The sequence below is a fragment of the Streptomyces sp. NPDC024017 genome (assembly GCF_040638895.1).
Classification (GTDB): Bacteria; Actinomycetota; Actinomycetes; order Streptomycetales; family Streptomycetaceae; genus Streptomyces.
This window is the reverse complement of the sequence record NZ_JBEZYZ010000002.1, coordinates 683,865-702,200: the sequence shown is the minus strand read 5'-3', so window position 1 is coordinate 702,200 and position 18,336 is coordinate 683,865. Positions and strand designations below refer to the sequence as shown.

The 18,336-nt window shown below is 71.2% G+C and carries 20 protein-coding genes; 6 read left to right on the top strand and 14 right to left on the bottom strand.

From position 1 onward, the window contains the following. Positions 1-58: 58 nt before the first annotated feature. Positions 59-1,636, bottom strand: coding sequence for a D-alanyl-D-alanine carboxypeptidase/D-alanyl-D-alanine-endopeptidase (dacB, locus tag AB0G20_RS08005; RefSeq protein WP_361297480.1), 1,578 nt, complete (start codon positions 1,634-1,636; stop codon positions 59-61). 79 nt (positions 1,637-1,715) lie between these two features. Here dacB and AB0G20_RS08000 point away from each other — a divergent pair, with 79 nt between their 5' ends. Continuing rightward, positions 1,716-2,207 (top strand): inorganic diphosphatase, encoded by a 492-nt coding sequence (locus AB0G20_RS08000; protein ID WP_003975424.1) that lies wholly within the window; start codon positions 1,716-1,718, stop codon positions 2,205-2,207. A 120-nt stretch (positions 2,208-2,327) separates the two neighbouring features. Continuing rightward, positions 2,328-4,028 carry a threonine/serine exporter family protein gene (locus AB0G20_RS07995; protein WP_361297477.1) on the top strand — a complete coding sequence of 567 codons (1,701 nt, stop codon included), beginning with the start codon at positions 2,328-2,330 and terminating at the stop codon, positions 4,026-4,028. A gap of 40 nt (positions 4,029-4,068) precedes the next feature. Here the strand turns inward: AB0G20_RS07995 and AB0G20_RS07990 are convergent, their stop codons facing one another. Further along, positions 4,069-4,932, bottom strand: coding sequence for a VTT domain-containing protein (locus tag AB0G20_RS07990; RefSeq protein WP_361297474.1), 864 nt, complete (start codon positions 4,930-4,932; stop codon positions 4,069-4,071). A 135-nt stretch (positions 4,933-5,067) separates the two neighbouring features. Between AB0G20_RS07990 and AB0G20_RS07985 the strand changes: the two genes are divergently transcribed. Beyond that, positions 5,068-5,433 (top strand): YbjQ family protein, encoded by a 366-nt coding sequence (locus AB0G20_RS07985; protein WP_361297471.1) that lies wholly within the window; start codon positions 5,068-5,070, stop codon positions 5,431-5,433. Between the two features lie 19 nt (positions 5,434-5,452). Here the strand turns inward: AB0G20_RS07985 and AB0G20_RS07980 are convergent, their stop codons facing one another. Beyond that, positions 5,453-6,214: a MerR family transcriptional regulator gene (locus AB0G20_RS07980; RefSeq protein ID WP_361297468.1), complete on the bottom strand. Its 762-nt coding sequence runs from the start codon at positions 6,212-6,214 to the stop codon at positions 5,453-5,455. Between the two features lie 99 nt (positions 6,215-6,313). Between AB0G20_RS07980 and AB0G20_RS07975 the strand changes: the two genes are divergently transcribed. Beyond that, on the top strand, positions 6,314-7,600 hold the full coding sequence (locus AB0G20_RS07975) for an ion channel protein (RefSeq protein ID WP_361297465.1): 1,287 nt from the start codon (positions 6,314-6,316) through the stop codon (positions 7,598-7,600). 50 nt (positions 7,601-7,650) lie between these two features. Further along, a complete protein-coding gene (locus AB0G20_RS07970) occupies positions 7,651-9,054 on the top strand; it encodes a glutamate decarboxylase (RefSeq protein WP_361297462.1) in 1,404 nt (467 codons plus the stop codon). Between the two features lie 53 nt (positions 9,055-9,107). Here AB0G20_RS07970 and AB0G20_RS07965 read toward each other — a convergent pair whose 3' ends face one another. From AB0G20_RS07965 to AB0G20_RS07940, 6 genes are all read right to left on the bottom strand, one after another. Beyond that, positions 9,108-9,869 (bottom strand): ABC transporter permease, encoded by a 762-nt coding sequence (locus AB0G20_RS07965; protein ID WP_361297459.1) that lies wholly within the window; start codon positions 9,867-9,869, stop codon positions 9,108-9,110. Beyond that, entirely contained in the window at positions 9,866-10,816 is a 951-nt protein-coding gene (locus tag AB0G20_RS07960; protein WP_361297457.1) for an ATP-binding cassette domain-containing protein, read from the bottom strand. The genes AB0G20_RS07965 and AB0G20_RS07960 overlap by 4 nt, the downstream gene beginning before the upstream one ends. Before the next feature lie 73 nt (positions 10,817-10,889). Continuing rightward, positions 10,890-11,531, bottom strand: coding sequence for a PadR family transcriptional regulator (locus tag AB0G20_RS07955; RefSeq protein WP_361297454.1), 642 nt, complete (start codon positions 11,529-11,531; stop codon positions 10,890-10,892). 10 nt (positions 11,532-11,541) lie between these two features. Beyond that, positions 11,542-12,093: a DinB family protein gene (locus tag AB0G20_RS07950; protein WP_361297451.1), complete on the bottom strand. Its 552-nt coding sequence runs from the start codon at positions 12,091-12,093 to the stop codon at positions 11,542-11,544. A gap of 105 nt (positions 12,094-12,198) precedes the next feature. Beyond that, entirely contained in the window at positions 12,199-13,662 is a 1,464-nt protein-coding gene (locus tag AB0G20_RS07945) for an aldehyde dehydrogenase family protein (RefSeq protein WP_361297448.1), read from the bottom strand. Positions 13,663-13,758: 96 nt separating this feature from the next. After that, a complete protein-coding gene (locus AB0G20_RS07940) occupies positions 13,759-14,583 on the bottom strand; it encodes a helix-turn-helix transcriptional regulator (protein ID WP_248510256.1) in 825 nt (274 codons plus the stop codon). A gap of 364 nt (positions 14,584-14,947) precedes the next feature. Between AB0G20_RS07940 and AB0G20_RS07935 the strand changes: the two genes are divergently transcribed. After that, complete coding sequence (locus AB0G20_RS07935) at positions 14,948-15,439, top strand: ATP-binding protein (RefSeq protein WP_361297445.1); 492 nt, start codon at positions 14,948-14,950, stop codon at positions 15,437-15,439. A gap of 93 nt (positions 15,440-15,532) precedes the next feature. On the opposite strand, the gene AB0G20_RS07930 is transcribed toward AB0G20_RS07935, so the two are convergent. From AB0G20_RS07930 to rpmG, 5 genes are all read right to left on the bottom strand, one after another. After that, complete coding sequence (locus AB0G20_RS07930) at positions 15,533-15,751, bottom strand: DUF397 domain-containing protein (protein ID WP_045296613.1); 219 nt, start codon at positions 15,749-15,751, stop codon at positions 15,533-15,535. A 701-nt stretch (positions 15,752-16,452) separates the two neighbouring features. Further along, positions 16,453-16,686 (bottom strand): 30S ribosomal protein S18, encoded by a 234-nt coding sequence (gene rpsR / locus AB0G20_RS07925; protein ID WP_053669730.1) that lies wholly within the window; start codon positions 16,684-16,686, stop codon positions 16,453-16,455. A 5-nt stretch (positions 16,687-16,691) separates the two neighbouring features. Continuing rightward, positions 16,692-17,894 (bottom strand): GTP-binding protein, encoded by a 1,203-nt coding sequence (locus AB0G20_RS07920; protein ID WP_361297442.1) that lies wholly within the window; start codon positions 17,892-17,894, stop codon positions 16,692-16,694. Between the two features lie 4 nt (positions 17,895-17,898). Beyond that, a complete protein-coding gene (locus tag AB0G20_RS07915; RefSeq protein WP_361297439.1) occupies positions 17,899-18,147 on the bottom strand; it encodes a type B 50S ribosomal protein L31 in 249 nt (82 codons plus the stop codon). A gap of 2 nt (positions 18,148-18,149) precedes the next feature. Then, positions 18,150-18,314 carry a 50S ribosomal protein L33 gene (gene rpmG / locus AB0G20_RS07910; protein WP_003991959.1) on the bottom strand — a complete coding sequence of 55 codons (165 nt, stop codon included), beginning with the start codon at positions 18,312-18,314 and terminating at the stop codon, positions 18,150-18,152. Positions 18,315-18,336: the final 22 nt, after the last annotated feature.

Sequence of the window (18,336 nt, the reverse complement as noted above, 5' to 3'; positions counted from 1 at the left end):
CGCTCGGGCAGGGCGGCGAGGGCCGGGTGATGCCGGGCTGCCCGGCCGGACCCGCCCGTCACCTGCAGCCGCAGGCCGCCAGGGCCGTGGCGACCCGGTCCAGGGCCTGCTGGGACGCTGTCGGGTTGCCGGGGTCCGTGCCGGTGGCCATGAACGCGAAGGCCAGCAGGCGGCCGTCCTCGTCGACCAGGGTGCCCGCGAGGGTGTGGACGCCCGAGAGGGTGCCGGTCTTGGCGCGGACGACGCCGGATGCTCCGTCCGTGTAACGGGTGGTCAGGGTGCCGGTGAAGCCGGCGACGGGGAGGCCGGTGAGGGCCGGGCGGAGCTCGGGGTGGGAAGGGTCGGCCGCCTTCGCGAGCAGCGCGGTGAGGAGGTCGGGGGTCAGCCGGTCGGCGCGGTTCAGGCCGCTGCCGTCCTTGAAGGCGGCGCCCTTCACGGGGAGGCCGAGCTTGCGCAGCTGGGCGCTGATGGCCTTGCCCGCGCCGGCGAAGTCGGCCCGGTTGCCCGTGGCGATCGCCGTCTGGCGGGCGAGGGCCTCGGCGATGTCGTTGTCGCTGTTGGTCAGCATGCGTTCGACGAGGTCGGAGAGCGGGGGCGAGGAGACCGCCGCGAGGGTCTCGGCGCGGGTCGTGGCCTTGGACGGGCCGGGGGCCGTGGTCTTGATGCCGTGGGACTTCAGGAGGTCCCCGAACCGGCGGGCCGCGTCCGCCGCCGGGTCCTTCACGCGCTCGACCGGACCGCTCGCCGAGTCGTTCGTGCGGCCTTCGTCGGCCATCAGGGGGCTGACGAGGGCGAGGTTGGGGTTGTCCCCGATCGGGTGTTTTTCGTCGCCCGCGTAGAGGGTCGTGTCGTAGGAGAGGGTGACCTCGCGGACCCCTCGGTCGGCGAGGGCGGCGGCCGTTTCGGCGGCCAGGGTGCGCAGGCTTGCCGCGCTGTCGGCGTTCTCGCGGGCGGTGAGCGTGGGGTCGCCGCCGCCGACCAGGACGACTTCCTTGGTATCGGGTTCCAGCGCGGCGCGGGTGGTGAGGCGGTGGTCGGCGCCCATCGCGGACAGCGCGGCGACGGCCGTGGCGACCTTCGTCGTCGAGGCCGGGGTGAGCCCGGTGCCCGAACCGGAGCCGTACAGGCGCCTGCCGGTGGTCACGTCGATGACCGCCGCCGCGGGGCGGGGGCCGAGGGCCGGGTCCTTCAGCAGGGGTGTGAGGGCGTCCGCGAGGGCCTTGCCGTCCGGGGCGGACTTCACGGTGCTGACCCCGCCGAGGCCGGTCAGCACGGGTCCGGCGCTGGGAGCGGGCCGGGGCCGGCCGGGCGCGCCGGGCGCTCTGCCGTGATCTGTGCCACCCGCGCGGCCCAGGGCCACTGCGCGGTCCCGCTCGGCCGTACGCTGACCCGAGGAGTCCCAGGGACCGGCGGCGGTCACCACACCGGCGGCCAGTGCGAGTCCGGCGGTGGCGGCGCCCGCGGTGTACTGCCAGGCCTTCGGCTGCGTGACCTGCGGTTTCCCGGCTCGTACGAGCCGCGCGAGCCGTGGTTTCGTGGCCGCTGCGGCCCGGGCCAGGCGCGGTCGCACGGCATCCGCGATCCGCACCACGTGCGGTTTCGCGGCCCGCCAAGGCCTCAGCTCTGGCACGACCACCAGCCCCTTTCGCGATCACACACCTGCGTGAGGGACACTTAACCACCAGAACTATGTGTTGATCATGGAGGAGCCACCGGTGGAGTTCGACGTCACGATCGAGATTCCGAAGGGTTCGCGCAACAAGTACGAGGTGGACCACGAGACCGGTCGTATCCGCCTGGACCGGCGACTCTTCACCTCGACCGCCTACCCGACCGACTACGGTTTCGTCGAGAACACCCTCGGCGAGGACGGCGACCCGCTGGACGCGCTGGTCATCCTCGACGAGCCGACGTTCCCGGGCTGCCTGATCCGCTGCCGCGCGATCGGCATGTTCCGCATGACGGACGAGGCGGGCGGCGACGACAAGCTGCTGTGCGTGCCGTCGACGGACCCGCGCGTGGAGCACCTGCGGGACATCCACCACGTGTCGGAGTTCGACCGCCTGGAGATCCAGCACTTCTTCGAGGTCTACAAGGACCTGGAGCCCGGCAAGTCGGTCGAGGGCGCCGACTGGGTGGGCCGCACCGAGGCCGAGGCCGAGATCGAGCGGTCCTACAAGCGCTTCAAGGACCAGGGCGGTCACTGACCTCCTCTCCTGTTGCTGACGGGCCGCACGCCTGCGCGTGCGGCCCGTTCGTCCGTCTGTGCGCATACTGAGGCTGTGGGGGGTTACGAGGCCCACGTGTCGTACAGGGAGCGCCAGGCAGTGACGGACGCGGAGGACCGCAAACCGAAGTCGGACGAGGCGAGGAGTGCGTTCCTGCCTCCGGCCGGGACGGGCGGCGTCGACGGGGACATGTCGACGACGTCGGAGTTCGCGATCCCCGAGGGCCTGGCCCTGCACAGAACGGCCGGCACGGAGTCCGACACGACGTCCGAGTTCGCCGTGCCGCAGGGGCTGGACGTCCATGCCACGCCCGCGGCGGAGCAGGAGGGGTCGGCGTTCACCCCGCCGAGCACGTACAGCTCGAAGCACGCCCCGACGGCCTTCACGCCGCCGAGCGGGATCCCCGTGGTCAGCCTGACCAAGGACGTGCCCTGGCAGGACCGGATGCGCACGATGCTGCGCATGCCGGTGGCGGAGCGGCCCGCGCCCGAGGCGATCCAGCGCAGCAGCGACGAGTCCGGGCCCGCGGTGCCGCGCGTGCTCGACCTGACGCTGCGTATCGGCGAGCTGCTGCTGGCGGGCGGTGAGGGGGCCGAGGACGTGGAGGCGGCCATGTTCGCCGTCTGCCGGTCCTACGGGCTGGACCGCTGCGAGCCCAACGTCACGTTCACGCTGCTGGCGATCTCCTATCAGCCGTCCCTGGTCGACGACCCGATCACGGCGTCGCGGACCGTGCGGCGCCGGGGCACCGACTACACGCGGCTGGCGGCCGTGTACCAGCTGGTGGACGACCTCAGCGACGACGAGACGGCGGTCTCCCTGGAGGAGGCCTACCGGCGGCTGGCGGAGATCCGCCGTAACCGGCACCCCTACCCCGGCTGGGCGCTGACCGGTGCGAGCGGGCTGCTGGCCGGTGCGGCCTCCGTGCTCGTGGGCGGTGACCTGATCGTGTTCGTCGCCGCGGCGCTGGGCGCGATGCTCGGTGACCGGCTGGCGTGGCTGTGCGCGGGGCGCGGGCTGCCGGAGTTCTACCAGTTCACGGTGGCCGCGATGCCGCCGGCCGCGATCGGTATCGCCCTGACGCTGGGCCACGTGGACGTGAAGGCCTCCGCGGTCATCACCGGTGGGCTGTTCGCGCTGCTGCCCGGGCGGGCCCTGGTGGCGGGTGTGCAGGACGGTCTGACCGGCTTCTACATCACCGCGTCCGCGCGGCTGCTGGAGGTCATGTACTTCTTCGTCGGCATCGTCACGGGTGTGCTGCTGGTGCTGTACTTCGGTGTGCAGCTGGGAGCGCGGCTGAACCCCGACCAGGCGCTCGGGGCCTCCGACGACCCGGTGATGATGATCGGGGCGTCGATGCTGCTCTCACTGGCGTTCGCTGTGCTGCTTCAGCAGGAACGATCCACCGTGGTGTGGGTGACGCTGAACGGCGGTGTCGCCTGGGTTGTGTACGGCGCGATGCACTACGTGGGCGACATCTCGCCGGTGGCGTCCACGGCGGCGGCCGCGGGGCTGGTGGGGCTGTTCGGGCAGTTGCTGTCGCGGTATCAGTTCGCCTCCGCCCTGCCCTACACGACCGCGGCGATCGGGCCCCTGCTGCCGGGTTCCGCAACGTACTTCGGGCTGCTGGCGATCGCGCAGAACGAGGTGGACGAGGGGCTGGTGTCGCTGTCCGCGGCGGTGGCGCTCGCCATGGCCATCGCCATCGGGGTGAATCTCGGGTCCGAGATCTCCCGGATGTTCCTGCGGATCGGGTCCGCGGAGAAGCGGCGGGCCGCCAAGCGGACCAGAGGTTTCTAGCGCCGTTGGCGGCCGGGGGCCGGTGGGGGTCGTCCGCGGTTCAGTAGCCGCCGTTGTACGGCTGCTGGTGGCCGCCGCCCTGCTGCTGCTGGCCGTAGCCCGGGGCCTGCGGGTACTGGTTGTAGTACTGCTGGTCGTTGTAGCCGTTCTGGTTGCCGTACGGCGGCTGCTGCGGCTGCTGGTAGTGGGGCGGCTGGTCCTGCGGGGTGATGCGGCGGAGCTGGGTGGTGGCGTCGTCCATGGCGGGGGGCTGCTGCCGCTCCGCGGGGGCCTGCGCCGCAGCGCGCTTCTTCTTGGAGCGGTCCCGCAGGTACTCGATGATGATCGGGACGACGGAGAGCAGGACGATCAGGATGAGGATCGACTCGACGTTCTTCTTGATGAAGTCGATCTGGCCGAGCCAGTACCCCGCGAGGGTGACGCCGGTGCCCCAGGCGATGCCGCCGATGATGTTGTACGTGAGGAACGTGCGGTACTTCATGCGGCCGGCGCCGGCCACGATGGGGGCGAAGGTACGCACGATGGGGACGAAGCGGGCCAGGACGATCGCCTTGGGGCCGTACTTCTCCATGAACTCGTGGGCCTTGTCCAGGTTCTCCTGCTTGAAGAGCTTGGAGTTCGGACGGTTGAAGAGCTTCGGGCCCAGGAACTTGCCGATCATGTAGCCCACTTGGTCGCCGATGACGGCGGCGAGCACGATCAGAACGCAGACCAGCCACAGCGGCTGGGTGATGTACGTGCCCTCGGCCACGAAGAGGCCCGCCGTGAACAGCAGGGAGTCACCCGGCAGGAAGGCGAAGAGACCGGACTCCGCGAAGACGATGAGCAGGATGCCGGGCAGGCTGAACGTCGAGATCAGGTAGTCCGGGCTGAGCCACTCGGGGCCGAGCGCAAGCGTGGTCACGGGGATGTGGCTCCTGCTGCTGTGGGGGACGGGCGGGGGCTGGCTGCCTCAAAGTATCAACGCAGCCGCCATGGCCCAGGTTCCATGGGCGTACTCAGGATGCACTGTGCGCGGTCCCGGTCAAAGCTGTGAACCATGGGCATCGAAGATTACGGCGGCGGACAGGGCCCGGAGCCCGAGGTCCTCGTCGTCACGACGAACGACGTACCCGGCTACCACGTGCGGGAGGTGATCGGTGAGGTGTTCGGCCTGACCGTGCGCTCCCGGCACCTGGGGAGCCAGATCGGCGCGGGGCTGAAGTCGATGGTCGGCGGCGAACTGCGCGGGCTCACCAAGACGCTCGTGCAGACCCGCAACCAGGCCATGGAGCGGCTCGTCGAACAGGCACGCACGCGTGGCGCCAACGGCGTCCTCGCGTTCCGCTTCGACGTGACGGAGGCGGCGGACGTGGGCACCGAGGTGTGCGCGTACGGCACGGCGGTGGTCCTGACCCGGGAGTGAGTGACCCCCGGGCCGGGGGTCAGGCGGTGTGACGTGCCGCGTTCGCGACGATCGCGTCCCTCAGGTGCTCGGCGAGGCCCGGGCGCAGCGCGTCGTAGAACGCCTTGAACCGCTCGTCGGAGACGTACATTTCGCCGAGGCAGCAGTGGATCTCGTAGGAGCACTCGTAGAACCACGTGCAGATGTGCTGCCGGTGCTCCTCCGCCAGGGTCATGGCCGCCTCGCCGGTGGGCGGCTCGTCCGCCGACATCAGGGCGCCGTAGCGCTCGCCCCAGTCGGCGGCCTCGGCCTGGATGCGCTTCCAGTCCTCCTTGGTGTAGCTCGCGGTGCGGCGCTGCGAGTCGGCGTACTCGTCGGTGTCGCCCCAGCGCTCCTCCACCTCTTCGGCGTACTGCTCCGGGTCGTTGTCCCCGAAGACCTCGAACCTCTCCTCGGGCGTGAGGTTGAGTCCCATCGTGCGTGCCTCCATGGCGTGCTCCACGGCCGCCGCCATCTTCCGCAGCTTCTCGATCCGGGCGGTCAGCAGTTCGTGCTGGCGGCGCAGGTGCGCGCGCGGGTCCGCGTCCGGGTCGTCGAGCAGGGCGGCGACCTCCTCGAGCGGGAAGCCGAGCTCCCGGTAGAACAGGATCTGCTGCAGCCGGTCGAGGTCGGCGTCGCTGTAGCGCCGGTGGCCCGCGTGGCTGCGTTCGCTCGGGACGAGCAGGCCGATGTCGTCGTAGTGGTGCAGCGTGCGCACCGTGACACCGGCGAATCCCGCGACCTGTCCCACCGAGTAGTTCACTTCCGCTCCCTTCTTCCGTGCTCCACGGTCGGGCCTCACGCCACGTGAGGTGCAAGCGTGTTTCCGTTTTGTCCTCTTTGAGACGTTTATGGTGTGCGCGTGGTCCAGGATTCCGCGCAACAGGCGCCCTCCGTCACCCCCGCGACTCCCGCCCGCACCCTGTTGCCGACGATCCTGCCCGCACTGGCCGTGGGGATCGTGTCCAGCCTGGTCCTGGTGGGGGTGGAAGTCGCCGCCGGGAAGCTCCAGGACGTGCTCTGGGGGCCGCTGCCCGACGCGCTGGGAATCGGCCGGTACTCCGTGGCGTGGATGTTCGTGATGCTCTTCGCGACGGGGATCGCGGTCGGGCTCGTGGTGTGGAAGATGCCGGGCCACGCCGGCCCGGACCCGGCCATGGTCGGACTGGACGCCCCCGTCCTTCCGCCCGTCGTGCTGCCGGGGCTGCTGCTGGCGACCGCGCTGATGCTGGCCGGCGGGCCCAGCCTCGGCCCCGAGAACCCCGTCATCACCGTGAATGTCGCCCTGGCGGCCTGGCTGGGCGCACGGCTCGTGCCGCGGGCGCCGGGCCGGGCCTGGCCGGCGCTGGCCGAGGCGGCGACGATCGGCGCCCTGTTCGGAACGCCGGTCGCAGCGGCCCTGGTGATCTCCGAGGCGCTGGCCGTGCGGGAGACCCGCGGGCTGCTGTGGGACAACGTCTTCGCGCCGCTGACCGCCGGCACGGCCGGTGCCCTCACCGCCACCCTCATCGACCACCCGAGCTTCGACCTCGACCTTCCCTCCTTCGGCCGGCCGGGCTGGAGCGACCTGCTGGCGGCGGTCGTGGTCGCCACGGTCGGCGCCCTGTTCGGCATGGCCGCCGTGCGGGCCTTCCCCTACGTCCACGGCGCCTTCGGCCGGCTGCGCCATCCGATGCTGATGCTCCCGGCGGGTGGTCTCGTACTGGGCGCCCTCGCGGCCCTGGGCGGCCATCTGACGCTGTTCAAGGGGCTCGACGAGATCGCCGAGCTCGCAAAGGACCCGGACAGCCGGTCGGCCGGGGAGTACGCCCTGCTGACGGTCGTGAAGCTGGCCGCGCTGCTGATCGCCGCGTCCTGCGGCTTCCGGGGCGGGCGCATCTTCCCGGCCGTGTTCGTCGGCACCGCCCTCGGCCTGGGCGCCCACGCCCTGGTGTCCGGGGTGCATCCCTCGGTGGGGGTCTCGGCGGGTGTGCTCGGACTGCTGCTGGCCATCACCCGGCAGGGCTGGGTGAGCCTGTTCGTCGCGGCGGTGCTGGTCGCCTCGCCGGGGATCATCGCCGTGCTCTGCATCGCCTCGCTGCCCGCCTGGCTGCTCGTGACGGGCCGGCCGCAGATGCAGCTGCGCGCGGACGGCACGCCCGTCCGCTGACGCCCCCTCCCTCTCTCGAACCCCTCTCGAACCCACCCCTGGAGGCACCCATGTCGCTCCACGAAGGTCACCGGCCCGTCGAACGCCGCCTGTCCGTCAACCCCTTCTACGGTCCCGCCAACCCGCTCGGCGACATGGCCGAGGCCCCGCCCACGCACCGGCTCCCGGACCAGCCCATGGCACCGGCGACCGCCCACCAACTGGTGCGCGACGAGCTGATGCTCGACGGCAACGCGCGACTGAACCTCGCCACCTTCGTCACCACCTGGATGGAGCCCGAGGCCGGGGTGCTGATGGCGGAGTGCCGGGACAAGAACATGATCGACAAGGACGAGTACCCGCGCACCGCGGAGCTGGAGCGGCGCTGCGTGGCGATGCTCGCCGACCTGTGGAACGCCCCCGACCCGGCGACCGCCGTGGGCTGTTCGACGACCGGGTCGAGCGAGGCGTGCATGCTCGCCGGGATGGCGCTGAAGCGGCGCTGGGCGAAGCGCAACGCCGACCGCTACCCCGGGGTCCGGCCCAACCTGGTGATGGGCGTGAACGTGCAGGTCTGCTGGGAGAAGTTCTGCAACTTCTGGGAGGTGGAGGCCCGGCTGGTGCCCATGGAGGGCGAGCGGTTCCACCTCGACCCCGAGGCCGCGGCCGGGTTGTGCGACGAGAACACCATCGGCGTCGTCGGCATTCTGGGCTCCACCTTCGACGGGTCCTACGAGCCGGTCGCCGAGCTGTGCGCGGCGCTGGACGCGCTGCAGGAACGGACCGGGCTCGACATCCCCGTGCATGTCGACGGGGCGTCCGGGGCCATGGTCGCGCCCTTCCTCGACGAGGACCTGGTGTGGGACTTCCGGCTGCCGAGGGTGGCGTCGATCAACACGTCGGGGCACAAGTACGGGCTGGTCTACCCGGGCGTGGGCTGGGCGCTGTGGCGGGACGCGGAGGCCCTGCCGGAGGAGCTGGTGTTCCGGGTGAACTACCTGGGCGGCGACATGCCGACGTTCGCGCTCAACTTCTCCCGGCCGGGCGCGCAGGTCGTGGCGCAGTACTACACGTTCCTGCGGCTGGGCCGGGAGGGCTACCGGGCCGTCCAGCAGGCCGCGCGGGACGTGGCCATGGACCTGGCCGGGCGGGTCGAGGCACTCGGCGACTTCCGGTTGCTGACCCGGGGCGATCAACTGCCGGTGTTCGCCTTCACGACCGCGCCGGACGTGACGGCGTACGACGTCTTCGACGTCTCCCGGCGGCTGCGCGAGAGCGGCTGGCTGGTGCCCGCGTACACCTTCCCGCCCGACCGGGAGGACCTGTCCGTGCTGCGGGTGGTGTGCCGCAACGGCTTCTCCGCCGACCTCGCGGAACTGCTCGCGCAGGACCTGGAGCGGCTGCTGCCGGATCTGCGCCGGCAGCCACGCCCGCTGACCGAGGACAGGGGCGCGGCGACCAGCTTCCACCACTAGGGGGTGTCGGCGACCGGCTTCCACCACCAGGGGATGTTGCGGGAGGACACCTTCTAGCGGCTGAGCCGCCCGAACCTCCGGACCGCCAGCGGGAAGAACACCGCCAGCAGGGCCAGGGGCCAGACGATCGCGGCCCACGCGTGCCCGGACTCCGTGCCGGGCACGCCGAACAGGTCCCGGACGGCCGTGGCCGTGTGGGACATCGGGTTCCACTCGACGACCGCGCCCAGCCAGCCGGGCATGGAGCCGGGGGCGGCCAGGGCGTTGGAGAGGAAGCCGACCGGCCAGACCAGGATCTGCACGGCCTGGACCATCTCCGGCTTCCCGGCGACCAGGGCCAGGTGGATGCCGATCCACAGCATGGCGAACCGGAACAGGAGCAGCAGGCCCACGGCTCCGAGGAGGGCCGTCGGGCCACCCCCGGGACGCCAGCCGAGCGCGGCTCCCACGCCGATGAGCACGACCAGGGCCAGCGCCGACTGGAGCATGTCGGCCGCCGAACGGCCCACCAGCACCGCGCCGTTGGCCATGGGCATCGAGCGGAAGCGGTCGATCACACCCTTGTTGAGGTCCTGCGTGACGGCGAGCATCGTGCCCTCCAGGCCGAAGGCCATGGTGAGCGCGAGCATGCCGGGGATCAGGTAGTCGCGGTACTCGCCGCTCACCCCCCGGCCGCCGCCGACGAGATAGCCGAACATCAGCAGCAGCATCACCGGGAAGACCAGGTTCACCACCAGCTGGACCGGCTGCCGCCCCCAGCGGGCGAGTTCCCGGCGGGTCATGGTCCAGGAGTCGGTCAGGGCGTAGGCGCTCACGCGGCCTCCTCCACTCGGCGGTCGTCCCCGGTGAGGTGCAGGAACACCTCGTCCAGCGTCGGGCGGCGCAGGGCGACGTCCTCCGCCTCGATCCCGGCCTCCTGAAGGGCCCGTACGACCCCGGAGAGCGCCTCCATACGGTCGGTCACCGGCGCGCTCAGCAGCCGTCGGTCGGGGTCGACGCTAACCCCGGCGAGGGGCAGCAGGGCGAGGGCCGCGCCCAGTTGGCCGGCGTTGCGCAGGACCACGTCGATGCGGTCGCCGCCGGTCTCGGCCTTCAGCTCGTCCGCCGTGCCCTCGGCGACGACCCGGCCGGCGTCGACGACCGAGATGCGGTCGGCGAGCTGGTCGGCCTCCTCCAGGTACTGGGTGGTGAGCAGGACCGTCGTACCGCCGCCGACCAGGGAGCGGACGGAGGCCCACACCTCGGCGCGGCCGCGCGGGTCGAGGCCGGTGGTGGGCTCGTCCAGGAACAACACCTCCGGCTCGGTGATCAGGGAGGCGGCGAGGTCCAGGCGGCGGCGCATGCCGCCGCTGTACTGCCGGACCGCCTTGCGGCCGGTGTCGGCCAGTTCGAAGCGCTCCAGGAGCTCGCCGGCACGCGCGCGTGCCCGTCGGGCGCCCAGGTGGTGCAGCCGTCCGAACAGCTCCAGGTTCTGCCGGCCGCCGAGCTCCTCGTCGAGCGCGGCGTGCTGGCCGAGCAGGCCGATGCGCAGCCGCACGGCGTACGCCTCGCGCACCACGTCGTGCCCAGCCACCTCGATCCGGCCCGCGTCGGGCCGCAGCAGGGTGGACAGGACCCTCACCAAGGTGGTCTTGCCCGCGCCGTTCGGGCCGAGCACCCCGTGCACCGTGCCGCGCGCCACCGTGAGGTCGAGCCCGTCCAGCGCCTTCTTGTCGCCGTACTTCTTCTCCGCGCCGTCGACGGTGATCGCCGTGTCGGCCACTGAGCCTCCCTCGCTAGTCAAACTTGACTACATGCTCGAAGGTAAACCCGTTCGAGCCATTCGTCAAACTTGATTAGTGAGCGTCCCCGGGGTGCCGCTCCCCCGTCGCGTACGGGTTCTCCTGGTCCTCGGCCAGGATGCCGACGAACGGGTCGCCCTCGTCGGCGAAGGTGTAGGCGCCGCCCTCGATGCGCTCGATGAGACCGCGGGTCCACTCGCCCTCGGAGTCGGCCGTGTGGACCCACATGTTCATGATCTCGCCGATGTGCCCGAGCTGTTCCGGCCCCTCCTCGGGCACGTAGTGCTCCAGGACGGAGGCCCGCCACTGCTCGATCCGCAGGGTCCGCTCCTTCAGCAGCGCGACCGCCTCCGCCCGCGGCAGGTCGACGACGAAGCCGACGGCGGCCGTCTTCACGTCCCCGCGCTGGTCGTAGGTGACCAGCGCCTCCCGCAGCAGCCGGAAGTACTCCTCGGTGCCCTGCCCGGTGATCTCGTACTCCGTGCGCGGCGGGCCTCCGGCCGTGGACGGGGCGATCTCGTGCGCGTGCAGCAGTCCCTGCTTCGCCATCTGCTTCAGGGCGTGGTAGATCGAGCCGGGCTTGGCGCTGGACCACTCGTGCGCGCCCCAGTACTCCAGGTCGTTGCGCACCTGGTAGCCGTGGGCCCGCCCGTGCATACGGACCGCGCCGAGCACGAGGAGACGGATCGCTGACATGCGGTCCAGATTAGGACCCGGCCGTCACCTGCTGCTCCTCGGCCACCAGCTCGAAGGCGGTCCTGCCGTCCAGGGACTCGCGGACGATGTCGGCGTGGCCGGCGTGCCGGGCCGTCTCGCGGATGAGGTGGAGGCACAGCCAGCGGTGGGAGACCCGGCCGTCCGGCGGGAACCAGGGCTGGGCCGGCAGCGCGAAGGTGTCGTCGAGGCTCGGCACCGAGCGGATGTACGCCTCCGTCTCGGCGGCGACCTTCTCCCAGTACGCCAGCTGCGACTCGACGGTCTCCCCCTCGACCAGCCGGAAGCACTCGTGCCAGTTGCTCTGGTCCCGCACGACGGCCGGCGGCTCGCCCTTGGCCAGCGAGATCCACATCTGCTCGACCTCGGCGACGTGCTTGACCAGCCCGGCGAGGGACAGCTCACTGGCGCTGGGACGGGAGCTCGCCTGCTCGTCCGTCAGCCCGAGCACCGCCCGGCGGATGCCACCGCGCTGCTCGGCGATGAAGGACAGGAGCGCTCCGCGCTCGTCGCCGTGTGCCTCCGCGGGAACGTGAGTGACCATGACCGCCGCCTTTCGCCGGACCGGGGGCTTCTCCCCCTGACACCGACGAATCTACGGACCCTTGCGGTCAGCTTCTGTCCGCAAGGGTCCGGGCGCTGAGAGGACCTAGAACGGGAACCCGCTCCGGCCATGCTGCACCGAGATCCACTTGGTCGTGGTGAACGAGTCCAGCATCGTGTCGCCGTTGAGCCGGCCGATGCCCGAGTGCTTCTCGCCGCCGAACGGGACGATCGGCTCGTCGTGCACGGTGCCGTCGTTCACGTGGAACATGCCCGTGTCGATCTGCTTGGCGAAGTTCACACCGCGCTCGATGTTCCCGGTGTGGACCGCGCCGCTCAGGCCGTACGGGGTGTCGTTGACCAGGCGTACAGCCTCCTCCTCGCCGTCGAACGGCACGAGGAAGGCGACCGGCCCGAAGACCTCCTGCTTGAGTAGCGCCGAGTCGGCGGGGACGTCCGTCAGCACGGACGGCTCGACGAGGTTGTCCGTCCGCCCGCCGCGCACCAGGGCCGTGGCGCCCTCGGCGAGGGCCTGCTCGACCACGCCGGAGAGGGCGTCCGCCTGCGAGGAGTTGATGACCGGGCCGATGACGGTCTCCGGGTCGCGCGGGTCGCCCGCCTTGAGGGTCTTCACCTTGGCGACGAACTTCGCGGTGAACTCGTCCGCGATCGAACGGTCCACGAGGACCCGGTTGGCGGCCATGCAGACCTGGCCCTGGTGGACGTACCGGCTGAAGACGGCCGCGTCGACGGCGTAGTCGATGTCGGCGTCGTCGAGGACCACCAGCGCGCTGTTGCCGCCCAGTTCGAGGACGGAGCGCTTGAACAGCCGGGCGCAGACGGTCGCGACGTGCCGGCCGACCGCGTCGGAACCGGTGAAGGAGATGACCTTGGGGACCGGGTGCTCCAGGAAGGCGTCGCCGATCTCCGCGATGTCCGTGATGACGACGTTCAGCAGCCCGCCGGGCAGCCCCGCGTCCTCGAAGAGCTTCGCGACCAGGGAGCCGCCGACGATCGGCGTGTTCTGGTGCGGCTTGAGCACCACGGCGTTGCCGAGCGCGAGCGCCGGGGCGACGGACTTGATCGACAGCAGGAACGGGAAGTTGAAGGGGCTGATCACACCCACCACGCCGACCGGCACGCGGTAGACGCGGTTCTCCTTGCCGTCCACCGGCGAGGGGATGATCCGGCCCTCGGGGGCCAGCGCCAGATGGACCGCCTCGCGCAGGAACTCCTTGGCGAGGTGCAGCTCGAAGGCGGCCTTCAGTCGCGTGCCGCCGAGCTCGGCGATGATGGCCTCGGAGATCTCGGCCTCGCGCTCCTCGATCAGGCGCAGCGCCTTCTCGAAGACCGCCCGGCGGGCGTAGGGGTTGGTCGCGGCCCACTGCTTCTGGGCACGGGCGGCGGCCCGGTACGCCTGATCGACCTCGTCGACCGTGGCTATGGTGATCGACGCGAGCTTCTCGTCGTCGTACGGGTTGAAGTCGATGATGTCCCAGGAACCGGTACCCGGGCGCCACTCACCGTCGATGTACTGCTGTGCAAGGTCGGTGAAGTAGGACGACGACATGTGTGATCCCTCGATCCCTGGCAGACCTCTGATCGCGCCTTCACGATCTGATCACACGTCATCGTACTTCTGTTTCAGGAGAGTTGGAGGAGTACTTCAGGAGAGCTGGAGGAGGCCCCGCAGAAGGTCCCGGCTCTCCGAAGGGCCCGGGCTGTCGCTCTGGAGCTCCTTGAGCGCCTTCTCGTACTGGGCTACGTCCTCGGCCTTGTCCAGGTACAGCGCGCTGGTGAGCTGCTCCAGGTAGACGACGTCCGACAGGTCGGACTCCGGGAAGCTGAGGATCGTGAACGCGCCACTTTCGCCGGCGTGGCCGCCGAGGCTGAACGGCACCACCTGAAGCCGTACGTTGGGCCGCTCGGAGATCTCGATGAGGTGCTGGAGCTGGCCCCGCATGACCTCGCGGTCGCCGTACGGGCGGCGCAGCGCGGCCTCGTCCAGGATGATGTGGAAGTCGGGGGCGCGCTCGTCGACGAGGTACTTCTGCCGCTCGAGACGCAGCGCCACACGGCGTTCGACGTCGGCCTCGCTCGCGCCCTGCATGCCCCGCCGGACCACCGCGTGGGCGTACGCCTCGGTCTGCAGCAGGCCGTGCACGAACTGCACCTCGTACGCCCGGATCAGCGAGGCGGCGCCCTCCAGGCCGACGTAGGTCGGGAACCAGCTGGGCAGCACGTCCGAGTAACTGTGCCACCACCCGGCGACGTTGGCCTCTTTCGCCAGGGACAGCAGGGAGGCGCGCTCCTGCTCGTCCGTGATGCCGTACAGGGTCAGCAGGTCCTCGACGTCTCTGGTCTTGAAGCTCACCCGGCCCAGCTCCATCCGGCTGATCTTCGACTCGGAGGCGCGGATCGAGTAGCCCGCCGCCTCGCGCGTGATGCCCCGCGCCTCACGCAGTCGCCTGAGTTGTGATCCGAGCAGCATGCGCCGCACCACCGATCCCGGCTCTCCCGCGCTCACGTTCGCCAGCCTCCCCAACGTCTCCAGGGGCCGCAGTCTGCCACTAAAACACTCCGAGCAGTACTCGTCCGGTTACGGAAACGGAATCGAGACGGTCGACGCTCGCGCGCGGAAGCAAGAAGAGGGCAAGTGAACGGCCAAAGAGGGACGCGAAGATGACGGAAAAATTAACCAACAAGCGGTACGGGCCGTCTCATTCCGGTCACGTGCACGTGCATCTGCCCTTGCATCTGCTGTACGCATCCGAAACCATGGTCCCGCACCACCGCCGCATCGCACCGACCGCGAATTCCCGGGAGTGCCTCGCATGGGGACGAATGGATCGACCATGCTCGAGCCGTTACGGCAGGGCCTTCCGCCGCTGGATCCCGCGGCCGTGTCCGACGCCGCCTCCTGCGCTCTGCCCGCCCGCTACGAAGCGGTGGGCGAGGCGCGGCGGTTCACCCGCAGAACCCTCGACCAGTGGGACATGGGCGACCGGTTCGACGACGTCTGCCTGGTGGTCTCGGAGCTCGTCACCAATGCCCTGCGGCACGGCCTGCCAGCGAACAACGCGTGCGTCAGCGGCCGTGAACCTCCCGTGCGGCTGCACCTGATGCGGTGGACCGAGCGGCTGGTGTGCGCGGTGCGCGACCCCAGTCACGACAGTCCGGTCGCCCGGGAGACCGACGACTTCTCGGCCGAGTCGGGCCGCGGGCTGTTCCTCGTCGACTCCTTCAGCGACAGCTGGGGCTGGCATCCGCTGGCGGGCGCGCTCAACGGCAAGGTTGTCTGGGCGCTGTTCAGGCTGCCGCGGACCGGTTCGCCGCACGGGGAATGAGAAAACCGCGGCGCTTCCTGGCGTCGCGGTTCTACGCGCGTCACCGCGCATTGGGTACCGATTGCCCCGATTTCGCCGGGGCCCTTGGGGTCGTCAGCCGCCCACCAGGTGGTCGAACTCGCCGTCCTTCACGCCCAGCAGCATCGCTTCGATCTCCGCACGGGTGTAGACCAGCGCGGGGCCGTCGGGGAAGCGTGAGTTGCGGACGGCCACGTCCCCGCCCGGCAGCCGGGCGAACTCCACGCACGAGCCCTGCGAGTTGCTGTGCCGGCTCTTCTGCCAGGCCACGCCGTGCAGCCCGGCGGCCGCCATGCCGTTGTACGCGTCGTGGTCCACAGGTCGCTCCCCGGTGGTGCACTGGCTGAGTGGCCATTGATGCAGTGGTCAACTGACCCGGATCATAGCCCTGTTCATGTGCAGATGCAGGGGCAGATGCACGTGCACGCGAGGTGGTCCTGCGGTTACAGCTTTGACGACCGCTTTACCGAAGTTCTTGACTGTTTGACGGCCCGGCCCCGCCTCTCGTTCCCGGAGACCCGCGATGAAGTCGCGTGGGTTCGGGGAGGTCCGGTGGAGGCGGAGCATCCGCTCGACGGCCGGGCGAGGGGCCGCGCGGGGGCCGCGTCGAAGAAGCGGGAGCTGAGGCGCGGGGCCCGGGGTGAGCCGTTCGGCCGGCCGACCCGCATCCGGAAGACCGTCGCTGCCTGCGAGGACGGGGAGAAATGGGCCGGTCGCAGGAGGGCAGGGTCCACCCCGCGGCCGGTGCCGCACTCGGACGATCGCCGGACACGCCCTCGGCTCTTCTGCCCCCGACGACCCGCACGGCAGCACCCCGGGCCGCCCCGGCGGACGACCGCCGCGCAACCGGTCCGACCCGCGTCCGGCCCGCGTCCTGCCCGGTCCCGACGGCCCGTCGCGGGCCACGGCGGCGGCCTGCCGCCGGCCCGGTCACCTCATGGGCAGGAGGCCCCCCACCCGTCAAGCGTGGGGAACCTCACCCGATCCGGGCCGGCTCAGCGCCCGGCGTACGGCAGCAGCGCCATTTCGCGCGCGTTCTTGATCGCCCGGGCCAGCTGCCGCTGCTGCTGGGACGACACCCGGGTGACGCGGCGGCTGCGGATCTTGCCCCGGTCGGAGATGAACTTCCGCAGCAGGTCGGTGTCCTTGTAGTCGATGTAGGTGATCCCGGCCTGGTCCAGGGGGTTGGGCCGGTCCTTGGCGGGCTTGCGGTCGGGCTTGCGCGGCATGGGGGTCAGACCTCCAGGAGGGTGTCGAAGGCGTGCGGCAGTCGCTGCCAGGCGTCGGGCCCGGCGGCGTACTCGGCGTCGGTCAGCAGGCAGGACTCCAGCAGCCGCTCCAAGCCGTCCCGGTCGAGGCCGGGCGAGGTGAAGACGAGGTGCTGGCAGCGGTCGCCGTGCTCGGGGTGCCAGTCCAGCGCGGCGGCGGCACGGCGCACCGGCGGGACCATCTCCCAGGCCGCGTCCGGCAGGGAGGCCAGCCACGGGCCCGCGCTCTCCACGCACAGGGCCCCGCCCGCCGCGTCCCAGTGGAACAGCGTGTCGGGCTTGTCGGCGAGCCAGAACCGGCCCCGGCTGCGGGCGGCCGCGCAGGTCAGGTCCTCCAGGGCGGCGTAGAGCCGCTCCGGGTGGAAGGGGCGGCGGCGGCTCCAGACCAGGGTGGAGACGCCGTGCGCGTCGGCCTCGACGGGCAGCAGGGCGCAGGCCGGGTGCTGGGCGGCGGCGGCCGCCTCGACGTCGAAGCCGGCCAGGGCGGCCTGGGCCAGGGAGGAGAGCGGACGCCGGCGCGGGGTCGGCACCGTCAGACCGTCGTCGGCCTGGTCCGCGGGGGCTTCCTGCCCGATCGGGGCCCGGCGGGCCGTGGGGTGCAGTTGCGCGAGCAGCTCACGGTCCTCGTCGTCGGCCTCCGGGGACTCGGCGACCGCGAGGACGGGGGCGTACTCCAGCTGGCGCGCGAAGGTGTCGGCGACCGTGCGCTGGTCGGTGGCGGCGGCCGCGAGACCGCCGTCGGCCAGGTCGTCGCCGTTGCCGAGGTACGGCAGGACCAGGGCCGGGTCGACGGCGGTGATCACGCCGGTGACGGTGAGCCCGCCGGCCGTGACGACCTCGGCCATGGCCTTGGGCTCGACGGAATCCCACAGCTCGACGACGGCGAGCCGGGTGCCGCCGGTGTCCCGCAGCCGCTCCAGCTCCGGCACCAGGTCCTCGCGCAGGGCGCAGCACGCGCAGTCGTTGACGAGCGGCGCCTCCCCCGCGTCGAGGATGCCGGTGGCGTCCCTGATGGTCCGTACGACCGTGCCCGCGGCGGCCGTCGCCAGGTCGTGGTGGAGGACGACGCTGCCGGGCACGTCGGCGAGCAACCGCGCGACGGCCGCCCTGCGGGCGTCGGCATGCAGCCCGCCGACGATCACGACGGGGAGCCCAGGAGGGGCAGCCACGGGATCAGCCCTTCTTTCCGTACCGGCGCTCGAAGCGCTCCACGCGGCCGGCGGTGTCCAGGACGCGGGCCGTGCCGGTGTAGAAGGGGTGGCTGACGTCGGAGATCTCGACGTCGACGACCGGGTAGGTACCGCCGTCCTCCCACTCGATCGTCTTCTCGCTCGTCATGGTCGAGCGGGTGAGGAAGGCGTAGTTCGCGGCACGGTCGCGGAAGACGACGGGGCCGTAGGCCGGGTGGATTCCCTCGCGCATGGTCAGCGCTCCTCTCGGAAGTCGACGTGGCGGCCGGCGACCGGATCGAACTTGCGCAGGGTCAGGCGGTCCGGGTCGTTGCGGCGGTTCTTGCGGGTCACGTAGGTGAAACCGGTCCCGGCGGTGGACCGGAGCTTGATGACCGGCCGGAGTTCGTTGCGTGCCATGCCGCTATGATACTGAAAATGA